At 53.2% G+C, this 19,679-nt stretch carries 21 protein-coding genes; 19 read left to right on the plus strand and 2 right to left on the minus strand.

Translation table 11 applies throughout. The features are described 5' to 3' along the window. Positions 1-35 precede the first annotated feature (35 nt). The 14 genes from folD to IAE55_RS06980 all read left to right on the plus strand — a co-directional run bounded on the left by folD (position 36) and on the right by IAE55_RS06980 (position 13,984). Complete coding sequence (folD, locus tag IAE55_RS06915; RefSeq protein WP_200631462.1) at positions 36-893, plus strand: bifunctional methylenetetrahydrofolate dehydrogenase/methenyltetrahydrofolate cyclohydrolase FolD; 858 nt, start codon at positions 36-38, stop codon at positions 891-893. 13 nt (positions 894-906) lie between these two features. Next, positions 907-2,271: an exodeoxyribonuclease VII large subunit gene (gene xseA / locus IAE55_RS06920; protein ID WP_145158404.1), complete on the plus strand. Its 1,365-nt coding sequence runs from the start codon at positions 907-909 to the stop codon at positions 2,269-2,271. Next, positions 2,261-2,524 carry an exodeoxyribonuclease VII small subunit gene (gene xseB / locus IAE55_RS06925; protein ID WP_076170021.1) on the plus strand — a complete coding sequence of 88 codons (264 nt, stop codon included), beginning with the start codon at positions 2,261-2,263 and terminating at the stop codon, positions 2,522-2,524. The genes xseA and xseB overlap by 11 nt, the downstream gene beginning before the upstream one ends. Beyond that, positions 2,496-3,422, plus strand: a complete 927-nt coding sequence (locus IAE55_RS06930; RefSeq protein WP_181153020.1) for a polyprenyl synthetase family protein — start codon at positions 2,496-2,498, stop codon at positions 3,420-3,422. The genes xseB and IAE55_RS06930 overlap by 29 nt, the downstream gene beginning before the upstream one ends. A gap of 118 nt (positions 3,423-3,540) precedes the next feature. Further along, the gene (dxs, locus tag IAE55_RS06935; RefSeq protein ID WP_105444637.1) at positions 3,541-5,448 is read left to right on the plus strand and encodes a 1-deoxy-D-xylulose-5-phosphate synthase; all 1,908 of its coding nucleotides are present in this window, start codon (positions 3,541-3,543) and stop codon (positions 5,446-5,448) included. Positions 5,449-5,484: 36 nt separating this feature from the next. Next, positions 5,485-6,342: a TlyA family RNA methyltransferase gene (locus tag IAE55_RS06940; RefSeq protein ID WP_105444638.1), complete on the plus strand. Its 858-nt coding sequence runs from the start codon at positions 5,485-5,487 to the stop codon at positions 6,340-6,342. Between the two features lie 187 nt (positions 6,343-6,529). Continuing rightward, a complete protein-coding gene (locus tag IAE55_RS06945; protein ID WP_076170176.1) occupies positions 6,530-7,012 on the plus strand; it encodes a hypothetical protein in 483 nt (160 codons plus the stop codon). A gap of 30 nt (positions 7,013-7,042) precedes the next feature. Then, on the plus strand, positions 7,043-7,492 hold the full coding sequence (ahrC, locus tag IAE55_RS06950) for a transcriptional regulator AhrC/ArgR (protein WP_105444639.1): 450 nt from the start codon (positions 7,043-7,045) through the stop codon (positions 7,490-7,492). A 42-nt stretch (positions 7,493-7,534) separates the two neighbouring features. After that, on the plus strand, positions 7,535-9,271 hold the full coding sequence (recN, locus tag IAE55_RS06955; RefSeq protein WP_200631464.1) for a DNA repair protein RecN: 1,737 nt from the start codon (positions 7,535-7,537) through the stop codon (positions 9,269-9,271). A 103-nt stretch (positions 9,272-9,374) separates the two neighbouring features. Next, a complete protein-coding gene (spoIVB, locus tag IAE55_RS06960) occupies positions 9,375-10,700 on the plus strand; it encodes a SpoIVB peptidase (protein WP_105444641.1) in 1,326 nt (441 codons plus the stop codon). A gap of 184 nt (positions 10,701-10,884) precedes the next feature. Beyond that, positions 10,885-11,688 (plus strand): sporulation transcription factor Spo0A, encoded by an 804-nt coding sequence (gene spo0A, locus IAE55_RS06965; RefSeq protein WP_200631466.1) that lies wholly within the window; start codon positions 10,885-10,887, stop codon positions 11,686-11,688. Between the two features lie 285 nt (positions 11,689-11,973). Continuing rightward, positions 11,974-12,813: a stalk domain-containing protein gene (locus tag IAE55_RS06970; protein ID WP_200631468.1), complete on the plus strand. Its 840-nt coding sequence runs from the start codon at positions 11,974-11,976 to the stop codon at positions 12,811-12,813. A gap of 59 nt (positions 12,814-12,872) precedes the next feature. Next, positions 12,873-13,766 carry a ComEC/Rec2 family competence protein gene (locus IAE55_RS06975; RefSeq protein ID WP_105444644.1) on the plus strand — a complete coding sequence of 298 codons (894 nt, stop codon included), beginning with the start codon at positions 12,873-12,875 and terminating at the stop codon, positions 13,764-13,766. A gap of 5 nt (positions 13,767-13,771) precedes the next feature. Further along, positions 13,772-13,984: a DUF3006 domain-containing protein gene (locus IAE55_RS06980; protein WP_105444645.1), complete on the plus strand. Its 213-nt coding sequence runs from the start codon at positions 13,772-13,774 to the stop codon at positions 13,982-13,984. 67 nt (positions 13,985-14,051) lie between these two features. On the opposite strand, the gene IAE55_RS06985 is transcribed toward IAE55_RS06980, so the two are convergent. Then, complete coding sequence (locus tag IAE55_RS06985) at positions 14,052-14,657, minus strand: thymidine kinase (protein ID WP_084203876.1); 606 nt, start codon at positions 14,655-14,657, stop codon at positions 14,052-14,054. Between the two features lie 199 nt (positions 14,658-14,856). Between IAE55_RS06985 and IAE55_RS06990 the strand changes: the two genes are divergently transcribed. Both IAE55_RS06990 and IAE55_RS06995 read left to right on the plus strand, forming a co-directional pair. Further along, positions 14,857-15,069 (plus strand): hypothetical protein, encoded by a 213-nt coding sequence (locus tag IAE55_RS06990; RefSeq protein WP_145023824.1) that lies wholly within the window; start codon positions 14,857-14,859, stop codon positions 15,067-15,069. A 123-nt stretch (positions 15,070-15,192) separates the two neighbouring features. Continuing rightward, entirely contained in the window at positions 15,193-15,519 is a 327-nt protein-coding gene (locus tag IAE55_RS06995; protein ID WP_145158414.1) for a hypothetical protein, read from the plus strand. A 49-nt stretch (positions 15,520-15,568) separates the two neighbouring features. Here the strand turns inward: IAE55_RS06995 and IAE55_RS07000 are convergent, their stop codons facing one another. After that, the gene (locus tag IAE55_RS07000) at positions 15,569-15,868 is read right to left on the minus strand and encodes a DUF2627 domain-containing protein (RefSeq protein WP_076170032.1); all 300 of its coding nucleotides are present in this window, start codon (positions 15,866-15,868) and stop codon (positions 15,569-15,571) included. A 215-nt stretch (positions 15,869-16,083) separates the two neighbouring features. Here IAE55_RS07000 and lpdA point away from each other — a divergent pair, with 215 nt between their 5' ends. The 3 genes from lpdA (at position 16,084) to IAE55_RS07015 (ending at position 19,657) form a co-directional block, all read left to right on the plus strand. Beyond that, a complete protein-coding gene (gene lpdA / locus IAE55_RS07005) occupies positions 16,084-17,505 on the plus strand; it encodes a dihydrolipoyl dehydrogenase (protein ID WP_200631470.1) in 1,422 nt (473 codons plus the stop codon). A gap of 134 nt (positions 17,506-17,639) precedes the next feature. Beyond that, positions 17,640-18,671 (plus strand): thiamine pyrophosphate-dependent dehydrogenase E1 component subunit alpha, encoded by a 1,032-nt coding sequence (locus tag IAE55_RS07010; RefSeq protein ID WP_200631472.1) that lies wholly within the window; start codon positions 17,640-17,642, stop codon positions 18,669-18,671. Next, a complete protein-coding gene (locus IAE55_RS07015) occupies positions 18,671-19,657 on the plus strand; it encodes an alpha-ketoacid dehydrogenase subunit beta (protein ID WP_089548084.1) in 987 nt (328 codons plus the stop codon). Before IAE55_RS07010 ends, IAE55_RS07015 begins: the two co-directional genes overlap by 1 nt. The last annotated feature ends 22 nt before the right edge of the window (positions 19,658-19,679 follow it).

Here is a 19,679-nt window from a genome sequence, read left to right on the forward strand (position 1 = left end):
TTTGCCAATCTAAAACATAGGGGAGAGAGAGCGACATGACAGCATCTATTATCAATGGAAAACAGGTTTCTGAGGATATCCGGGCCGGAATTGCCGCCGAAGTCAAGGAGCTGGCCGCCAAAGGCGTCACTCCGGGGCTTGCCGTCGTGCTGGTAGGAGAAGACCCGGCTTCCCAGGTTTATGTGCGAAACAAGGAAAAAGCGTGCCACGATCTCGGATACTATTCGGAGGTTCACCGGCTTCCGGCTTCGACGACTCAGGAGGATTTGCTTGCATTGGTGGACAAGCTGAACAAGCAGGACACCATTGACGGCATCCTCGTCCAGCTGCCGCTTCCCGGACATATTGACGAGAAGGCAGTCATTAACGCGATCGCGGTAGACAAGGACGTTGACGGATTCCATCCGGTAAACGTCGGCAATCTGGTCATCGGAGATGACAGCCTTCTTCCATGCACGCCGGCAGGTGTCATCGAGCTGATCAAGCGTGCGGGTGTAGAGCTGGCCGGTAAGCATGCCGTCGTCATCGGCCGGAGCAATATCGTCGGCAAACCGGTTTCGCTGCTGCTTCAGCGCGAAAACGCGACCGTGACGATGTGCCACTCCCGGACGATCGGCATGGCGGATATTGCGCGTCAGGCTGACATCCTGGTCGTTGCGATCGGTCGGGCCAATTTCATCGATGCGAGCTTCGTCAAACCGGGTGCCGTCGTCATCGACGTGGGCATGAACCGGCTGGAGAACGGCAAGCTGGCCGGAGATGTGGATTTCGAAAGCGTTAAGGAAGTATCGGGCCCGATCACGCCGGTGCCTGGCGGCGTAGGACCTATGACGATTACGATGCTGATGCAGAACACCCTGATCGCGGCCAAACGCCATCACGGATTGGCATAACGGAGCGGATGCCATGGAGCCGCAGCGTATTTTTTCAATCAAGGACTTGAACCGTTATATCCGGATGAAGATGGACTCGGACAGTCTGCTGTCCGACGTCTGGATCCGGGGGGAAATATCGAATTTTACCCACCATTCCAGCGGGCATATGTATTTCACGCTCAAGGATGAAGGGAGCCGCATCAAAGCGATTATGTTTGCCTCCCACAACCAGCGGCTGCCGTTTCGACCCAAGGAGGGCTCAAGGGTCATCGCTAGAGGGAATGTTACGGTATACGAGCGGGATGGGCAGTACCAATTTTATGCCACCCAAATGCAGCCCGACGGGATCGGCAGCCTGTATTTGGCTTATGAGCAGCTTAAGGAAAAGCTGGAGAAAGAAGGGCTGTTTGCTGCAGACCGCAAGCGGCCGATTCCGGAGTTTCCGGAGACGATCGGCGTCATCACGTCGCCGACAGGTGCGGCAGTACGCGATATTATGACGACGCTTGAGCGGCGTTACCCGCGGGCGCGGATCATTCTCGCCCCTGTCCTGGTCCAGGGAAAAGGGGCCGCTCCTTCGATCGTGAAGGCCATTCGCACGATGAACGAGCTGGATGAAGCGGACGTGCTGATCGTCGGCCGCGGCGGCGGCTCACTGGAGGAGCTGTGGGCCTTTAACGAAGAAATGGTCGCGCGGGCGATCCGCGCCTCGCATATACCGGTCATTTCGGCCGTCGGACACGAAACCGACTTCACGATCGCGGACTTCGCCGCAGACCTGAGAGCGGCGACTCCGACCGCGGCCGCGGAACTGGCCGTGCCGCATGCAGGCGAGCTGAAGGCGCGGCTGCAGCAGCGGGAACGGCTGCTGCTCCAGCTGCTTCAGCAGCGGGTGAAGCGCAGCCGCCAGCAGCTGGCGTCACTGCAGCGCTCGCCCGTGCTGCTGCATCCGCGGCGCTACATGCTGCAGCATGCGGAGCGCCTGGATATGCTGCGCCAGCGGCTTAGCGGCAACCTGCGTTCCCGGGTGCAGCTGAACCGGGAAAAGAGAAGCCGCATGTACCATGCGCTGATGCGGTACAATCCGCAGGAGCAGCTCACAGGGGCCCGGAGCCGCAACGATGCGGCGCGCCGGCAGCTGCTTCAGTCGATGCAGAACATACTGAAAGACAAGAAATCCCAGCTTACTTCCGGCGTGCGCCAACTGGATGCCCTCAGTCCGCTGAAAGTCATGGCCCGCGGCTACAGCCTCGTTTATGACGAGCAGGAGAAGCGTTTAATTAAATCGATTCATGAGGTACAGCCTGGCGACGTGGTCCAGATCAAAGTGAACGACGGCCAGTTATCCTGCCAGGTATGGGAACTGAAGGAGGATGCACAGGAACATGGGGAATGAAAAAGAGCTCAGCTTTGAGGACGCAATGATTCAGCTCGAGGATATCGTCGGAGAACTGGAGCACGGCGACGTTCCGCTCGAAAAGGCGATCGAGCTGTTCCAGCAGGGGATGAAGCTGTCCCAGCTGTGCGGGCAGAAGCTCGAACAGGTGGAACGGAAAATCGAGATGATTGTTGAAGAGGATGGGGAGCTTCGCAAGAAGCCGTTCGGCGGCGGACAGCTCGATCAGAGCGGCGGTGAAGTTTTTGAGTGACCGGGTTTCGTTCCAGGAATACATGCAGCAGATTTCCGAGAAAGTAACCGCCTCGTTGGAGGACAGCCTGCCGCATCATTGGCAGGTTCCTTCTTCCTTAAAGGAATCCATGACGTATTCCTTGATGGCCGGAGGAAAGCGGCTCCGTCCGCTGCTGGTGATTGCAGCCTGCGAAGCGCTCGGAGGCAACGGGGAGGCGGCCCTTGATGCGGCATGCGCCGTTGAAATGGTACATACCTACTCGCTCATTCATGATGATTTGCCGGCTATGGATAATGATGACTACCGCCGGGGCAAACTGACCAATCATAAAGTATATGGCGAAGCTACCGCCATTCTGGCCGGAGACGCCCTGCTGACGCATGCCTTTTACACGATCGCACGAATCTCGGCGAAGCATGGCATTGATGCGGCCCCGATTTTGGCCATTGTGCAGGACCTCGCGGAGATGGCCGGTCCAAGAGGCATGGTTGGCGGACAGGCGGCCGATATGGAAGGGGAGCAGGGAGTCACGGATCTGGAGCATCTTCAGTATATCCACCAGCACAAGACGGGCGATCTGATTATTTTCTCCCTCCTTGCCGGCGGACGGATTGCCGGAGGCTCGGAGCGCGAGCTGGAAGCGCTGCGTACGTTTGGCAGCCGCCTGGGGCTCGCCTTTCAAATTCAGGACGATATCCTGGACCTGGTTGGAGACGAGGCAAAACTGGGTAAGAAGACACAGAGCGACATCAAGCAGGAGAAGGTGACATATCCTTATTTTATCGGTCTGGAAGCTTCGCAGCAGCAGGTCGAGTCACTGACCCGTGAAGCCAAAGCGGCTGTCTTGAACGCCGGTTTTCAGGATCCGGAGCGCCTGCTGGAGATCGCCGATTATTTAATGCACAGGGACCATTAGAGCATGATGCTTTATGTATGATGGGCATTTTATGATATAATGGCGAAAAGAATCTAATCATGGAAGAATGTCATGGATAACCATATCACTAATTACGAAGGAAAGCGGGGAGATTGCCGTGCTGCTTCCACAAATTAACGAGCCAGGACAATTGAAATCACTATCGGTTGACGAGCTCACTTCTCTGGCGGCCGAAATCCGTCAATTTCTGATTGAGAAGCTGTCGGTCACCGGGGGGCATCTCGCATCAAATCTGGGAGTGGTGGAACTCACGCTGGCCCTGCACTATTGCTACAACAGCCCGCGCGATAAATTTATTTTTGATGTAGGACATCAAGCCTACGTTCACAAGATGCTGACGGGCCGAATGGATCAGTTCGACACGCTGCGGAAATACAAGGGGATGTGCGGCTTTGTCAAACGAAGCGAAAGCGAGCATGACGTCTGGGAAGCCGGGCACAGCAGCACCTCTTTGTCCGCGGCTATCGGCATGGCCGTTGCCCGGGACTTAAAAGGGGAAAACAACAAAGTGATCGCCATGATCGGGGACGGTGCGCTCACCGGCGGCATGGCTTTCGAAGCCTTGAACCATATCGGACATGAACAGAAGGACCTGATGGTCATTCTGAACGACAACGAGATGTCGATTGCGCCGAACGTCGGCGCCATGCATAACTATTTGAGCAAAATCCGCTCGGACCGCCATTATTTGCGTGCAAAAGACGAGCTTGAGATGATGCTGAAGAAGATCCCGGCGATCGGCGGCATGCTGGCCAAGACCGGATCCAGGCTGAAGGAAAGCCTCAAATACATGATGGTTCCCGGCGTGCTGTTCGAAGAGCTGGGCTTAACTTATCTCGGACCGGTGGACGGCCATGATATCCACAAGCTGATCGAAACGTTCAAGCAGGCCGACAACGTGCGCGGACCGGTATTCGTGCATGTGCTTACCACCAAAGGCAAAGGATATAAACCCGCAGAAGCGGATTCATATAAATGGCACGGGATTACGCCGTACAAAATCGAATCTGGCCAAGTCCTTAAATCGGTAGGAAATCCGATGTACACCGACGTGTTCGGCAAGACGCTGATCGAGTTAGGTGAACAGGATTCCCGCATCATCGCTGTCACGCCTGCAATGCCCAAAGGCTCCGGTCTCATTCCGTTCAGCGAACGGTTTCCGGACCGCATGATCGACGTCGGCATTGCGGAGCAGCACGCGGCGACGATGTGCGCCGCGTTGGCGATGGAGGGCATGAAGCCGGTGTTCGCCGTCTATTCCACGTTCATGCAGCGTGCGTATGACCAGATCGTTCACGATATTTGCCGCCACAACGCCAACGTCATGTTCGCCATCGACCGGGCCGGCTACGTAGGGGATGACGGTGAGACGCATCAGGGTGTGTTTGACATCGCGTTTATGCGCCACATTCCGAATATGGTCATGATGATGCCGAAGGATGAAAACGAGCTGAGACATATGATGAAAACCGCCCTGGAGTATAACGACGGACCGATTGCTTACCGCTACCCGCGGATTAACGGCCTGGGGGTTCATCTGGACGAGGAGCTTGTGCCGATTCCGATCGGCAAATGGGAAACCGTCCGTGAAGGCGAAGGATACGCCGTCTTGGCCTGCGGCCCGATGGTTCAGGTTGCGCTTGAGGCAGCGGACCAGCTGAAACGGGAAGGTATTCATCTGCAGGTGGTCAACGCCCGGTTCATGAAGCCGCTGGATGAAGAAATGCTGCTGGAGCTTGCCGAGAACGGCACGAATATGGTGGTGCTTGAGGAAGCCAGCGAAGCGGGCAGCTTGGGCAGTGCCGTACTGGAGTTTTATGCTTCGAAGCATATATTTGACACGAAAGTGTCCTTGATGGGTGTGCCCGACCGCTTTATCGAGCATGGCAGCGTGAAGGAGCAGCGGGAGGAGACCGGTCTTACGGCGGCAGGAGTAGTCGGCGAGATCAAGAAGCTGATGTCCCTGCATCCTTACGAGATCGGCAAAACCCAGTTTCCTTCCTAATGGACGCCGAAATCGCCGTGCAGTCAGGAGATAACGATGAATTTGCCTAAAGAACGAATCGATGTCCTGCTCGTTGAGCAGGGCTTTTATGAGAGCCGGGAAAAAGCCAAAGCGGCGATTATGGCCGGGCTGGTCTTAGCCGCAGAAGAACCGGTCGAAAAGGCGGGGACTAAAATTCCGCGCGATACGCCGCTTAGGGTCAAGGGAGCGGTGCATCCTTATGTCAGCCGCGGCGGTTTGAAGCTGGAAAAGGCGCTCCGAACCTTTGGGATCGATCTGACCGGCAGAACGATGCTGGATATCGGGTCATCCACCGGCGGCTTTACCGATTGCGCGCTTCAGAACGGAGCCGGCTATGTGTACGCCATTGATGTCGGGTACAATCAGCTGGATTGGTCGCTGCGAAACGACGAGCGGGTGTGCGTGATGGAACGGACCAACTTCCGTTACATGACGCCCGAGGATCTGAAAGGCCCTTCCCCGGATTTTGCCAGCATCGATGTATCCTTCATTTCGCTGCGCATCATCCTGCCCCCGCTGATGGCGCTTCTGAACAAACCGGCCGACGTGGCCGCGCTGATTAAGCCGCAGTTTGAAGCCGGCAGGGAGAAGGTCGGAAAGTCCGGCGTCGTCCGGGAACCTGAAGTTCACCGCGAGGTACTGATGAACGTGCTGTCTTTTGCCGCTGAGTTAGGCTTTATTCTAAAAGGACTAACGTTTTCGCCGATCACCGGCGGTGAAGGAAATATCGAATTTCTCGCTCATTGGCATGTGCCCGCGAGCCCATCGGATACAGCCGGACAACCTGTAGCCGAAGAAGAGCTGCAGGCTTTGGTTTCTGATGTAGTTGCGCAGGCACGCCATACGTTTACAGGGAACTCATCCAAGGGATGAGTTCTTTTTGTAGGGACGGTCATCATTCTACTGACACAAAAACTTTGGAATAACGATTGATGAGAACGTTTGTTTGGGTTATAATGAGCTTGTTTATATGCGTTTATACATTCGAAAAACGGATTTTTATACATTTAAAAAAGGGATTCTTCCGCATTTCCGCGAATACCAAGGCGAGGTGATGAGGATGGAGGGACGTGCAGACTTGCTGGTCATGGTGCTGATCGGCGTGCTCTTGATCGTTTGGATCGCGTACGGTCTGAGATCATGGCTGTTTAACCCTCTGCCTGCCCGCGTACCGGAAATGCCGATTAACGAACAGATACATGACCATCCCGCGGTAGATCTGCTGGAGGAGGCAGGCTATGAAGTGATCGGCGGCAAAATCAAGATCCCGCTGCTGTTTGAGGCGGACGGGGAGGAATATCACAGCCGCCTGTTTATCGATTATGTCGTGAGGGACGATGACGAGGTATTGTACCTTGTGAAAGTCGCCAGAAGGCGTTTGCCCCTGGAATGGACCGGATCCGGTCTGCGCGACCGTCTGCTGCCCTATTTTCTGCTGTATCCGGGCTCAGGCGGCGTGCTCTTCGTCGATGCCGACGAAGGGGAAATCCGGCGTATTCATTTTGATTGGGATGAAGAGGACTGGAATGGTTATGATGATTAAATATGAGCAACTAACATTTGGGAGGCCACTATGAAAGGACAACGCCATATCAAAATACGCGAGATTATCACCCAGCGGGAGATCGAGACCCAGGACGAGCTGGTGGAGGCTCTGCGTGAAGCGGGTTTTCAGGTGACACAGGCAACCGTGTCCAGGGACATCAAAGAACTGCTGCTGATCAAGGTGCCGATGGATGACGGCAGGTATAAATATTCACTGCCGACGGATCAGCGCTACAATCCGATCCAGAAGCTTAAGCGCGCACTGGTGGACAATTTCGTGCACATCGATTACACGAACAACCTGGTCGTCATGAAGTGCCTTCCGGGAACGGCCAATGCCGTTGCCGTCTTGCTGGATAACATGGAATGGAACGAAATCATGGGAACGATCTGCGGCGATGACACGGCGCTGATCATTTGCCGGACGAATGAGGACAGCGAGCGGCTGGTCCAGATGATCAACAGCTTTATTTCATAGTACAAATTATAGATTTGCCTTAGCGGAGGTGCGCTTTTTATCATGCTTTTAACATTGAGTATCCGAAACTTGGCGGTCGTCGAATCCGTCGACGTCCATTTTCATCCCGGCTTTCACGTCCTGACCGGGGAGACTGGTGCCGGGAAATCCATCATTATCGATGCTTTGGGGCTGATTGCCGGAGGAAGAGGCTCGGCGGACTTGATCCGCTACGGCTGCGACAAGGCGGAGATTGAAGCGATGTTCGAGCTGCAGGAAGGCCATCCCGTGTGGGAGGCCTTGGCCAAGATCGGTGTCGGAGGAAGTCATGAAGAGCATTTAATCATCCGCAGGGAGCTGACGTCTCAGGGCAAAAGCACGTCAAGAATCAACGGGCAGCTCGTTAACTTGACGATGCTTCGGGAAGTCGGCGAGCAGCTGGTCAACATACATGGCCAGCATGAGCATCAGAACCTGTTGCGCGCAGACAGGCATCTCAGCTTGCTGGATACTTATGGGGATACGCTGATCGGACCGATCAAACGGGAATATCAGGAACGGTATGCGGCGTTCTCCAAAGTGGAGAAGGAGCTCCGGGAGCTGATGGAATCCAGCCAGAAAGCGTATCAGATGCTCGATCTATATCGTTTCCAGCTGGAAGAAATCTCAGCCGCTTCATTAAAATCCGGAGAAGATGAATGGCTGGGCGAAGAAAGGGTCAAGCTATCCCATAGCGAGAAAATGATGGATGCGGTATCGGGATCCTATGAGCTGCTGAACGGGCATCAGGGAATCAGCGTGATCAGCACGGCCATTTCCCGTCTGGAAGACGTCATGAAGTATGATGAGAAGGGTCTGAGGCCGGTACTTGAGCAGCTGCAGTCCGCCTTTTACCAGCTGGAGGACGCTGCCTTTCAGCTCCGGGATTACCGGGATCAGGTGGAGTTTAACCCTGAGCGGCTGGAAGAGGTGGAGCAGCGTTTGGATCTCATCTCCACACTCCGCCGTAAATACGGGGACAGCGTGGAGCAGATTCTGGCCTATTACGAATCGATCCTGCAGGAAACGAGCCTGCTGGAGAACAAGGACGAGCGTCTGGAGCAGCTGAAATCCCAAAGGGAAGGACTGCTGAACGGACTGGTTGAATCCGCGCTGGAGCTAAGCGAAGCAAGGCAGCAGTGTGCTGCGGATCTCGCCCGACAGGTCGAGGCCGAGCTCAAGGACCTGCACATGGAGCGAACATCGCTGGAAGTCCGTCTGGAGCGGCTTGATGATCCGCGGGGGCTCGAGGTCGACGGCCGGAAGATCCGGCTCACCAGACAGGGACTTGATACCGCTGAGTTTATGATATCCCCGAACCCGGGCGAGCCGCTGCGGCCGCTCAGCAAGATCGCGTCAGGCGGTGAGTTATCCCGGATGATGCTGGCGATGAAGAGCATCTTTGCCCGCCATGACCGCATTCCGGTCCTGATCTTTGACGAAGTGGACACGGGGGTCAGCGGAAGAGCGGCACAATCCATCGCCGAGAAGCTGAACAAGCTCTCTGAGACCTGCCAGGTGTTTTCGATTACCCATCTTCCGCAAGTGGCCTGCATGGCGGATCATCAGTATTTAATCGAAAAGAATGTGGATGAAGGACGTACAATGACGCACGTGGAAGAGCTCTCGACGAAGGGCCGGGTTGAAGAACTTGCCCGGATGCTCGGCGGGGTGGAAATTACGAAGAAAACGCTCCATCATGCCCAAGAAATGCTGAAGCTGGCGGACGAGCGGAAAGCCGTCAAATCCGCACCAGAGTAATGATTGACAGTAATAAAAGCCTAGAGGCGGGGTAATCTTAAAGGTACGCAATTGGCGACCACCTTTCGTCAAGCGAAAGAAGCAAAAGGGAGCGTGACAGCCATTGAACTCCAGCCTCAGGAATAAAATGCTCGGTCTTTTCATTGTCTTCTTTCTTTGTTTTTTAGGAACAACAGAGCCGGTACAAAGCCTGGCCGCCATCCCGAATGAAATCAGGATGTTTGCGGGAACGGCACAAGCGCTCTCCATGCCGGTGACAGCCCAAGCTACCGTCGACCGTCCGGGCGTTCTGCATCTCAACGGTTCCGCCGTCACCGCCAAGGTGACTCCAGGGCGTCCATTGCAGCTGACGCCGCAGCACAGCGGAATGGCGAAAGTAACCTTGAAATTATTCGGAACCATCCCTTTTAAAACCGTTCAGATCCATGTCGTACCCGGACTTAAGGTTATACCGGGAGGACAAACCATTGGAGTGAAGGTGAAATCGGCGGGCATTTTGGTCGTTGGGCATCACCTGGTCAGCGTGGATGCCGATACAAAGGTGTCCCCTGGTGAGAATGCCGGAATCCAGCTGGGTGATTTAATGACCCACATGAATGGGATTCCGATGGACGATGTCGCAAAAGTTGCCAAAGTAGTCGAAGAGGCGGGCAAAAGCAAGCGACCGGTCGAAATCAAATTCAAACGCGGAAACAAAGAGATGAGCACGAAGCTGTCCCCCGCATATGACCTGGAAGACAGGGTGTGGCGATTAGGACTGTATATTCGCGACTCAGCCGCAGGCGTCGGAACGTTAACTTTCTATGCTCCCGATCAAGGCGTTTATGGGGCTCTGGGCCATGTCATTACGGATATGAACACGCAGACGCCGATTTCCGTCGGCAGCGGTGAAATTTTGCAGTCCAGCGTAACCTCGATATCGAAGAGCCAAGATGGCGAGCCTGGCGAGAAGAGAGCGCATTTTCTCAAGGAAAGTAAAATCCTCGGTAATATTGAGCGCAACACGCATTTCGGAATCTTCGGCAAGATGAACCAGAATCCGGAGCACAGCTTGTATAAAGAAGGCATCCCGGTAGCATTCGCCCAGGAGGTTAAAGAAGGCCCGGCCGAAATTTTGACTGTGGTGGATGGGCAGCAGGTCGAACGTTTCAAGGTCAATATTGTACATGTGGCGAAGCAGGAATCACCGGCCACCAAAGGACTGGTCATCCGAATTACTGATCCGCGGCTGCTGGAGAAGACCGGGGGCATCGTTCAAGGGATGAGCGGAAGCCCAATCGTGCAGGACGGCAAATTGGTCGGAGCGGTGACCCACGTGTTCGTTAACGATCCGCGGTCCGGTTACGGATGTTTCATCGAGTGGATGCTTCAGGATTCCGGAGTTCTCCCTCAATCGAGAAGTACTCAAAAAAGTCTTAAGGCCGTGTAGCCTTAAGACTTTTTGTCGTTTCATCGCGAAATAGTTAGAATAATGGATGAAAATATTAATTATAATTCAACAAGGTAAAAAAATAAACAAAAATAATTTTCGACAGAAGGAATTTAATGCTGGGTGTCGAAAACTTATCTCTGCAGAAAAATAAGGGAATACGATTCTAAGGAGGAAGCAGCCAGTGCAAAAAATAGAGGTATTGTTGGCGGATGACAACCGGGAATTCACGAATTTGCTTGCGGAATATATTACCGAGCAAGACGATATGATGGTAACGGGAATCGCCTATAATGGCGAGGAAGTGCTAAATATGATCAGTGAATCGAGAAAAATACCGGATGTGCTGATTTTGGACATTATTATGCCGCATCTGGACGGATTGGGCGTTCTCGAAAGACTGCGCGAGATGAATCTGTCCACGCAGCCTAAAATCATTATGCTGACTGCTTTCGGCCAGGAGAACATCACCCAAAGAGCGGTACAACTCGGTGCTTCATACTACATTCTTAAGCCGTTTGACATGGAGGTTCTAGCCAGCCGTATTCGTCAGCTCGTGGGGCAGCAGCATATCACGACAGGCAATATGACGGTATCAATGAACAAATCCAATGTGGTTCCGATGGCGAAAGGGAAAAACCTTGACGCCAATATTACGTCCATCATTCATGAAATCGGCGTTCCGGCCCATATCAAAGGTTACCAATATTTGCGCGAAGCGATTACTATGGTGTACAACAACATCGAAATTCTCGGTGCCATTACCAAAACGCTGTATCCGGCGATCGCCGAAAAGTTCAAAACGACGCCATCCCGGGTCGAGCGGGCGATCCGTCATGCGATCGAGGTGGCCTGGACGCGCGGCAACATCGATTCGATCAGCCATCTGTTCGGTTACACCATCAACATCAGCAAATCGAAGCCGACCAACAGCGAGTTTATCGCGATGGTGGCCGACAAGCTGCGCATTGAGCATAAGGTGTCGTGAAAGGAATAGCATCAACCTAAAGAATACGCCATACTATGACGATGATCATAGTATGGCGTTTTTTTATTTGATGAAGATCCATCTGTTCCAAAAAAATTCCGATATCCATTATTTTCATTTTGAAAAGGGTAATGATATATAAATTGAACTAAAATTTTGCAGTTTCTTCGTTCATTCCATATAGTTACAAAGTTTTATCTGGATATCAAGCCTGATTAAATTTACACTTATGTTATTATCAAAAATTGGAAACCTTGCTGGGCGAATACGGGAAGGAGTTTAACATTGAAAGCAAAAGGATGGATCATTGCCACCACGGCTGCGATGGTGTTGTCGGCAACGTCAATTATGGTCATGGCGAAACCGGACCCCATCAAAGTGATGCTCAACGGAACCGAGCGGGTGACTGAAGCGGCACCCGTTCACATAGATGATGAAATTATGATACCCTTGCAAACCTTCGGAAAGCTTTTTGGCAAACAAGTCACCTATGACAGCCAAAGCAACACGGTTCGAATTGACGACAAGAAACAGGTCCCCTTTGCACAATCCGATGACCAGACGATACAGATCAGCGGAGATGCCAGCGAATCGGGAACCTATGAAAACTTAACGCTGAAGACTCAGACTTTCAGCCGTCACATCCCTGGGTACAATGTGGACAATCCAAGCTATGCTCCAATCATCGATCGAGCCGATTTGACGGGTGACGGCAAGAAGGATATTGTTATCATTTTAACGACAGGATATGGAACCGGCGTTTATACTTCCAATCCGCTCGTGTATGCCCAAACAGCGGAACCCATACCTGTAGAGGATGCATATACGGCGTTTTTAAAACAGTTCGACAGTAAAGTGACGGACAAGCAAATTGAGCTGGATATTCGCGGCGAGCGGACGGTCATCCCTATATCCAAACTGCAGTCCGGCCCTGTAAAGCACCCGCCGGGGATCGGAAGCGTTATGACTTATACCCTTGAGGGGAATACCCTGAAAGCGACTACGGCCGTGCAGGTGTCCCCCGCCGAATTTATCGGCGATTTAACCTTAAGCTACACGTTTAAAAACGGTCTTCTACAAGCAGGTGATGCTCAGTTAGCCTTGTACCCCGAGTACGGTTCGTGATAAGATAACGTTCTGGCAGTTATTACTAACTTGTTAAGGCTACAGCCGTGAAAGGAACGATGATGAAGACATCCAAGATAACCACTTTACTGCTGACAGGCGTCATCACGGCGTTGCTGATCCTGAGCGGATGCAGTCTGGAGATCAACCCGGCGGCACCGGAGAACAACAGCACCCCAGCGAGCACCGGCGGGGGTAACCTTCGGGTCGTTTTTCTGGATGTAGGGCAGGGAGCTTCTCAGCTTATTATTTCCCCTTCCGGTAAAACGATGCTGATTGATGCCGGGAACAATGACAAAGAAGAGCTGATGCTGCAATATATGGAGCAATACGGTATCACCAAGCTGGACACGGTCATCGGAACTCATCCGGATGCCGACCATATCGGCGGGCTGGATGCGGTCATTAACCACATTCCGGTGGGCCGCATTTATATGCCGAAAGCACAGGCCAATACGAAAACGTTTGAATCCGTTCTGCGTGCCGTAAAAAATGCCAAACTGAAGGTACAAACGGCTAAGGCCGGGATCTCTTGGGATATGGACGATGAGGTTCATGTCGATATGCTGGCGCCCCGCAAAAGTTATGACGACTCGAATAACATGAGCGCTGTGGTGAAAATAACGTACGGCCGCACTTCTTTTCTGTTGACCGGTGACGCGGAGTCGGACAGCGAACGGGATATGCTTGACGCCGGAACGGATCTGCAGGCGGATGTCATGCTGGTGGGGCACCACGGCTCCAAATCGTCGACCACGCTCGCATTTCTCAAACGGGTTCATCCGAAGTATGCGGTTATACAGGTAGGTGCAGGCAATACATACGGCCATCCGAAAAGCGTCATTCTAAACCGGCTGAAGCAGCAGGGCGTCAAGGTATACCGTAACGATCTTCAGGGAACGATTGAAGCGGAGTCGAATGGGCAGAAGGTGACATTCCGAACGGAAAGGTGAGAACGATGACGGGATATGTCGAAGGCTATGAAGGACCGTATTGCCGCATTGAAGTGGACGGTAACATCCAGGCCGTACCCCGTGAACAAGTGGATCCTCAAGTGAAGGTAGGAGACGCTGTGGAACTGAAGGACGGAAAATGGGTGACCGATCCGGCTGCAACTAAACGGCGCACGGACGAAATCAAAAAGCTGATGGACGATGTTTGGGAATCATAAAAAAACTCTTCGCCGGATGATGTGCTGATCGATCATGCTCATCATCCCGAAGAGTTTTTTTGTATGATCAGGCACTTCCTTTGGCACTGACCTTATGCGGTGGAACAAAACAGCACCGGCACCGCGGCTCGTAATCATCGGAATCCCCGATCATGATTACCGAGCCCAGCGGAGCGGGGTGGCCGTTGACAATCCGCTGTGTGAACACGGCTTCCGGGCTGCCGCATACCGCACAAAAGGCGGTCAGCAGCTGGATGTCGTCGGCCATGGCCAGCAGCCCGCCTATGTAGCCGAATTCTTTTCCGCGATAGTCCAGATTCAGTCCGTCCACGATGACATGCTTCCCGCTGTATGCCAGCTCTTCCACCAGGCCAAGGATCGGCTTGCTGAAGAACTGAACCTCATCAAAAGCGACCACATCCGCGTCAGCGGTTTCCGCCAAGATTTTGGCGGTGATGTCAGCGGTCAACTGCCGCGGAATGGAGATGGCTGGCAGCCGGTATCCGATCCGGCTTACGATTTCGTCCTTCGCGTAGCGCTGATCCTCCTCGGGCTTGTAAGCCACCAGCTTTTTCCGCCCGTATTGGATCAGTTTTTGGCACCGGCGGATAAGTTCACCCGATTTTTCGCTAAACATGGGTCCCGTAATTACGGTAATCCGTCCTTTATTCACGTTCAGCCTGCTCCTTTCCCGTTAGCATAACCCGTTCATGTTCTATATGATGACAAAACACGAAAAATTGCGACTTTTATAGAGTACCACAATTAAAACGGACATGGCTACAAAAATAACCGAAAGTGGCGTGCAGGCGTTTGGCCGTGGTATGGTTAATAGAAGAAGGATCGAATGAGCATTTGGAGGAGACGGCATCATGCAGGAAAAAATAGAAGCTTATAAAGCAAGGATCGCTGAACTGACAGCAGAGCTCGGCAAGGATCCGCAAGTGGAAGAACTGGTCAGCAGTCTGCTCGCGGACCTCGAAGAAGCGGTTCAGCAAAACCATAAACTGCGGCTCACCCTGCTGAAATCTTCATCGAAGGAATCACGGATGTCCACCAAGCTGAGAGAGGCGCTGTACGAATAATTTATCCGGTCCGGTTCATGTCTAGTCGCTTGCTGCAGCTTTCGCGGCAAATTGGGATACACCAATTCGCACGATCCGCTATATCCTAAAGTAAGCAGGAATACATTGAAGCGGGGTGATTGGGTGAACCGGTCCACGGATAACAAGAAACGGCGCAAGCCGGCAAAGCCGGTTGTAAAGTACGCTAAAGCCGGCGTGCCCCCGCCGAAATTGAGCCCGCAGCAAATCGCCATCATTGCGGGATTACTGAACAATTTCTTTGTGGTCGAATCTGTGCTTTATAACCGCGATAACGAGCTGAAGGTCGTCTTAACGAGCAGAATGCTGACGAATCTTCCGGTGCTGGGGAATCCGGAGTACGGATTGGTGAAGGAGGATACTGTCCTTAACATAATCGCGAGCGAATCCGATGAGGAGTCGGACCAACAACAAAACCCCGTTCTGAGATAAATCTGCAGTCCGGGGTTCTTTGTTCGATTCCTGGTCATGGAATCCAGCATTATGAAGATTGTACGGGCGGTTTGGGCTTGCGCTTCTCCTTGAAACGTGGCCCTACATAGTTTCGTTTGCGGTCCCGGAACAGAATCCAGCCGCCGAGAAAGCTCATCCCTGCCACGAACAGGAGCAGGCCGAGCACAAAATGTCCCCACGCAAACGACGGATGGGCGACGCTTGCATCGCCGTGGAGTGAATAATATTCGAATACCGCATCTTTCATAAACAAAAATCCGGTCATTGCCGCCAGTCCCGGAATGACGAGGATCAGGATGGCGATAAAGCGGGAAATAATCAGTTTCATGAAAAATCCCTTCCTGTTGGCCTGTTTTAGTCCACTATATCATAACTCGTCCGGCGAATCTTTGTCTATTTCCGGACATGTGATAACATTTTGTAATGCGGTGAAAACCGAGTACAATATAAAAGCGATGGAGTGCTTCTTACTCCGGGCACAACTTGTCATAAGTTATGCGCCAAATGGTTTCAATATAAACATGTTAAGATGGGGGATGGACAATGACAATATCATGTGACGTAGCCGTTCTGGGCGGCGGTACGGGCGGTTATGTGGCTGCAATCCGCGCAGCTCAGCTGGGCAAGGAAGTCGTTATTATCGAAGTGGACAAGCTGGGAGGAACGTGCCTGCACCGCGGCTGTATTCCAAGTAAGTCTTTGCTGCGGAGCGCGGAAGTATACGCAGAGATCAAAGAAAGCGAGAGCTACGGTATCGAAACAGCAGGGGCCGCACTCAAATTTCCCAAGGTTCAGGCGCGGAAGGAAGCGATCATAGATCAGCTGCACCAAGGGGTTCAGTACCTGATGCGCAAAAATAAAATTCAGGTGGTTCATGGAAAAGGGCGAGTCATCGGTCCTTCCATTTTTTCGCCGAAAAGCGGTGCCGTTGCTGTGGAGCTTGCGGATGGGGAGATGGAGACGGTGGTTCCGACGCATTTGATTATCGCCACAGGCTCCCGTCCAAGAGTGCTGCCTGGACTTGAACCCGACGGAATACATATTTTGACCAGCGACGAGGCACTACAAATGGAGGAGCTTCCGAAGTCCATCATCATCGTCGGCGGCGGCGTGATCGGTGTTGAATGGGCTTCGATGCTGAACGATTTCGGCGTGGAGGTCACCGTCGTGGAGGCGGCGGACCAGCTGCTGCCTGCAGAAGATGAAGAGGTGGCCCGTGAGCTTCAGAAGTCGTTTTCGCGCCGGGGCATCAAAATGGTTACCGGGGCCCAGCTGCAGACGGAGACATACGAAGCAGCGGATCATCAGGTGCACATCGATGTGCGTGTTGGGGAAAAAACCGAACGGCTTCAAGCGGACAAGCTGCTTGTGTCGATCGGCCGCCATGCGAATGTGGAGAACATTGGTCTGGAGAACACGGATGTCCGGGTGGAGCGCGGTTTTATAGCTGTCAATAAACATTATCAAACCGGCGAATCCCATATTTATGCCATCGGCGACGTCATTGGCGGACTGCAGCTCGCGCATGCGGCAAGCCATGAAGGAATTGCGGCCGTCAACCATTTGGCAGGTGAAGAAGTTCACCCGGGGGATGCGGATCTGATTCCAAAATGCGTGTACACAAGACCCGAAGTGGCCAGCGTCGGCATCACCGAGAAGGAAGCCCGCAGCCGCGGATTCGAGGTTAAGGTCGGCAAATTCCCGTTCCAGGCCATCGGGAAGGCATTGGTACAGGGGAGCAAGGAAGGATTCGTAAAAGTAGTAGCTGATCCTAAGACAAACGACATTTTAGGCGTGCAAATGATTGGAGCCCATGCGACCGACCTGATCAGCGAGGCGGCATTGGCCCAGTTTCTGAATGCAACCCCTTGGGAGATCGGACAGATGGTGCATCCGCATCCGACGCTCTCGGAAATTTTGGGAGAGGCGATGCTGGCTGTTGACGGCAAATCCATCGGAATGTAAGACCAAAATTTAGAATCGGTTCTTTTCTTTTCACCGCAGTTATGATTATAATAGGGTTAAGCCAAGTCTTAGTACCAGGTTTTAATAGTAGATCAGGGACAGACTGCAGGCTCTAAAATAAGGAGGTACCTCCCATGAATGATCAGGGTACTGTTCACACGCCACATGAGCATGAACAGCTTGGACTCACCAACGGCCAAGTCATCGACATGTACAGATATATGATGCTCGGGCGCAAATTTGACGAGCGTAACCTGCTGCTGCAGCGGGCTGGCAAGATTAACTTTCACGTATCGGGAATCGGTCAGGAGGCGGCCCAGGTCGCTGCGGCGTTTGCGCTGGATCGGGAAAAGGACTACTTTTTGCCTTATTATCGCGACTATTCACTTGTTTTATCGGTAGGAATGACTCCGTACGAGCTGATGCTGTCGGCTTTTGCGAAGGCTGAGGATCCGAACAGCGGCGGGCGGCAAATGCCCGGACACTTTGGCAGCAAGCGGCTTCGGATCGTAACGGGCTCAAGCCCCGTCACGACCCAAGTGCCCCACGCCGTAGGCGTAGCTTTGTCCGCCAAGATGAGAAAACAGGATATCGTTTCGTTTGTAACCTTTGGCGAAGGATCGAGCAATCAAGGGGACTTCCACGAGGGAGCCAACTTTGCGGGCGTTCATAAGCTGCCTGTGATTTTTATGTGCGAAAACAACCAGTATGCCATTTCGGTCCCGCTTCATAAGCAGATCAGCGGCAAAGTCAGCGACCGGGCGCTCGGCTATGGGTTTCCGGGCATCCGGGTGGACGGCAACGATGCGCTCGCGGTCTACAAAGCCGTGAAGGAAGCGCGCGAACGCGCTGTCCGCGGCGAAGGACCAACACTGATCGAAGCCATGATGTACCGCCTGTCTCCGCACTCCACCTCGGATAACGACTTGGCGTACCGGACCAAAGAAGAAGTAGAAGAGAACTGGAAAAAAGACGGCATTGTCCGTTTTAAACAATATTTGATCAGCTGCGGCATTTGGGATGAAGAAAAGGATGCGGACTTGCAAGCGCAGTTGGCTCTTGAGATCAAGGAAGCAACCGACTCGGCGGACAATGCTCCGTTCCCGAAACCCGAGGATACGCTGAAGCATGTGTATGCTGGCGATAGCGAAGAGGGGGTATACTAATGGCCGAAATGGAATATATCGATGCGATTCGTCTGGCAATGAAAGAAGAAATGGAAAAAGACGAAAACGTGTTTGTCCTCGGTGAGGATGTCGGCGTTAAAGGCGGCGTGTTCACGACGACCAAAGGCCTGCAGGACCAGTTCGGCGAGGAGCGGGTCATCGACACGCCGCTGGCGGAATCCGCTATCGCCGGCGTTGCGATCGGCGCGGCCATGGTCGGCATGAAGCCGATCGCGGAAATGCAGTACTCCGACTTCATGCTGCCGGCAACGAACCAAATTATCAGTGAAGCCGCGAAAATCCGCTATCGTTCCAACAACGACTGGAGCTGTCCGGTCGTCGTTCGTGCGCCGATCGGCGGAGGCATTTTCGGGGGATTATACCATTCCCAATGCCCGGAATCGATCTTTTTCGGCACCCCCGGTTTGAAAATCGTAGCGCCTTTTACCGCCTATGACGCGAAAGGACTGCTGAAAGCTGCGATCAACGATCCGGACCCGGTGCTGTTTTTTGAAAATAAAAAATGCTACCGCATGATCAAGGGCGACGTGCCTTTGGACGACTATACTGTACCGATCGGCAAAGCTAACGTGCTGCGCGAGGGGACCGACATTACGGTCATCGGCTACAGCATGCCGCTGCACTTCTGCCTTCAAGCCGCCGAAGAGCTGGAGAAAGAAGAAGGCATCTCGGCCCATATTCTGGATCTGCGCTCCCTGCAGCCGCTGGACCGTGACGCCATCATTGAGGCGGTCCGCAAAACCGGCAAGGTGCTGATCGTACACGAGGACAACAAAACGGGCGGTGTGGGCGCCGAGGTGTCCGCTATTATTTCGGAAGAATGCCTGTTCGACCTCGATGCGCCGATCAAGCGGCTGTGTGGTCCGGACGTACCGGCCATGCCGATCAGTCCGCCGATGGAGAAGTTCTTTATGCTGAGCAAGGATAAGGTCAAGCAAGCCATGCACGAACTGGCGGTTTATTGAGAATTGCCGTATGAAGGAGTGA

The organism is Paenibacillus sp. S28, from assembly GCF_016624415.1.
GTDB lineage: Bacteria > Bacillota > Bacilli > Paenibacillales > Paenibacillaceae > Paenibacillus_AQ > Paenibacillus_AQ favisporus.

Excerpts from the sequence above, each read along its gene's own strand:
- recN (WP_200631464.1), top strand. The coding sequence starts at position 7,535 with ATGCTTTTAACATTGAGTATCCGAAACTTGGCGGTCGTCGAATCCGTC.
- IAE55_RS06990 (WP_145023824.1), top strand. The coding sequence starts at position 14,857 with ATGCAGGAAAAAATAGAAGCTTATAAAGCAAGGATCGCTGAACTGACA.
- IAE55_RS06945 (WP_076170176.1), top strand. The coding sequence starts at position 6,530 with ATGGAGGGACGTGCAGACTTGCTGGTCATGGTGCTGATCGGCGTGCTC.
- IAE55_RS07000 (WP_076170032.1), bottom strand. The coding sequence starts at position 15,868 with ATGAAACTGATTATTTCCCGCTTTATCGCCATCCTGATCCTCGTCATT.
- IAE55_RS06940 (WP_105444638.1), top strand. The coding sequence starts at position 5,485 with ATGAATTTGCCTAAAGAACGAATCGATGTCCTGCTCGTTGAGCAGGGC.
- IAE55_RS06980 (WP_105444645.1), top strand. The coding sequence starts at position 13,772 with ATGACGGGATATGTCGAAGGCTATGAAGGACCGTATTGCCGCATTGAA.
- xseB (WP_076170021.1), top strand. The coding sequence starts at position 2,261 with ATGGGGAATGAAAAAGAGCTCAGCTTTGAGGACGCAATGATTCAGCTC.
- lpdA (WP_200631470.1), top strand. The coding sequence starts at position 16,084 with ATGACAATATCATGTGACGTAGCCGTTCTGGGCGGCGGTACGGGCGGT.
- IAE55_RS07015 (WP_089548084.1), top strand. The coding sequence starts at position 18,671 with ATGGCCGAAATGGAATATATCGATGCGATTCGTCTGGCAATGAAAGAA.
- IAE55_RS07010 (WP_200631472.1), top strand. The coding sequence starts at position 17,640 with ATGAATGATCAGGGTACTGTTCACACGCCACATGAGCATGAACAGCTT.
- IAE55_RS06975 (WP_105444644.1), top strand. The coding sequence starts at position 12,873 with ATGATGAAGACATCCAAGATAACCACTTTACTGCTGACAGGCGTCATC.
- folD (WP_200631462.1), top strand. The coding sequence starts at position 36 with ATGACAGCATCTATTATCAATGGAAAACAGGTTTCTGAGGATATCCGG.
- xseA (WP_145158404.1), top strand. The coding sequence starts at position 907 with ATGGAGCCGCAGCGTATTTTTTCAATCAAGGACTTGAACCGTTATATC.
- ahrC (WP_105444639.1), top strand. The coding sequence starts at position 7,043 with ATGAAAGGACAACGCCATATCAAAATACGCGAGATTATCACCCAGCGG.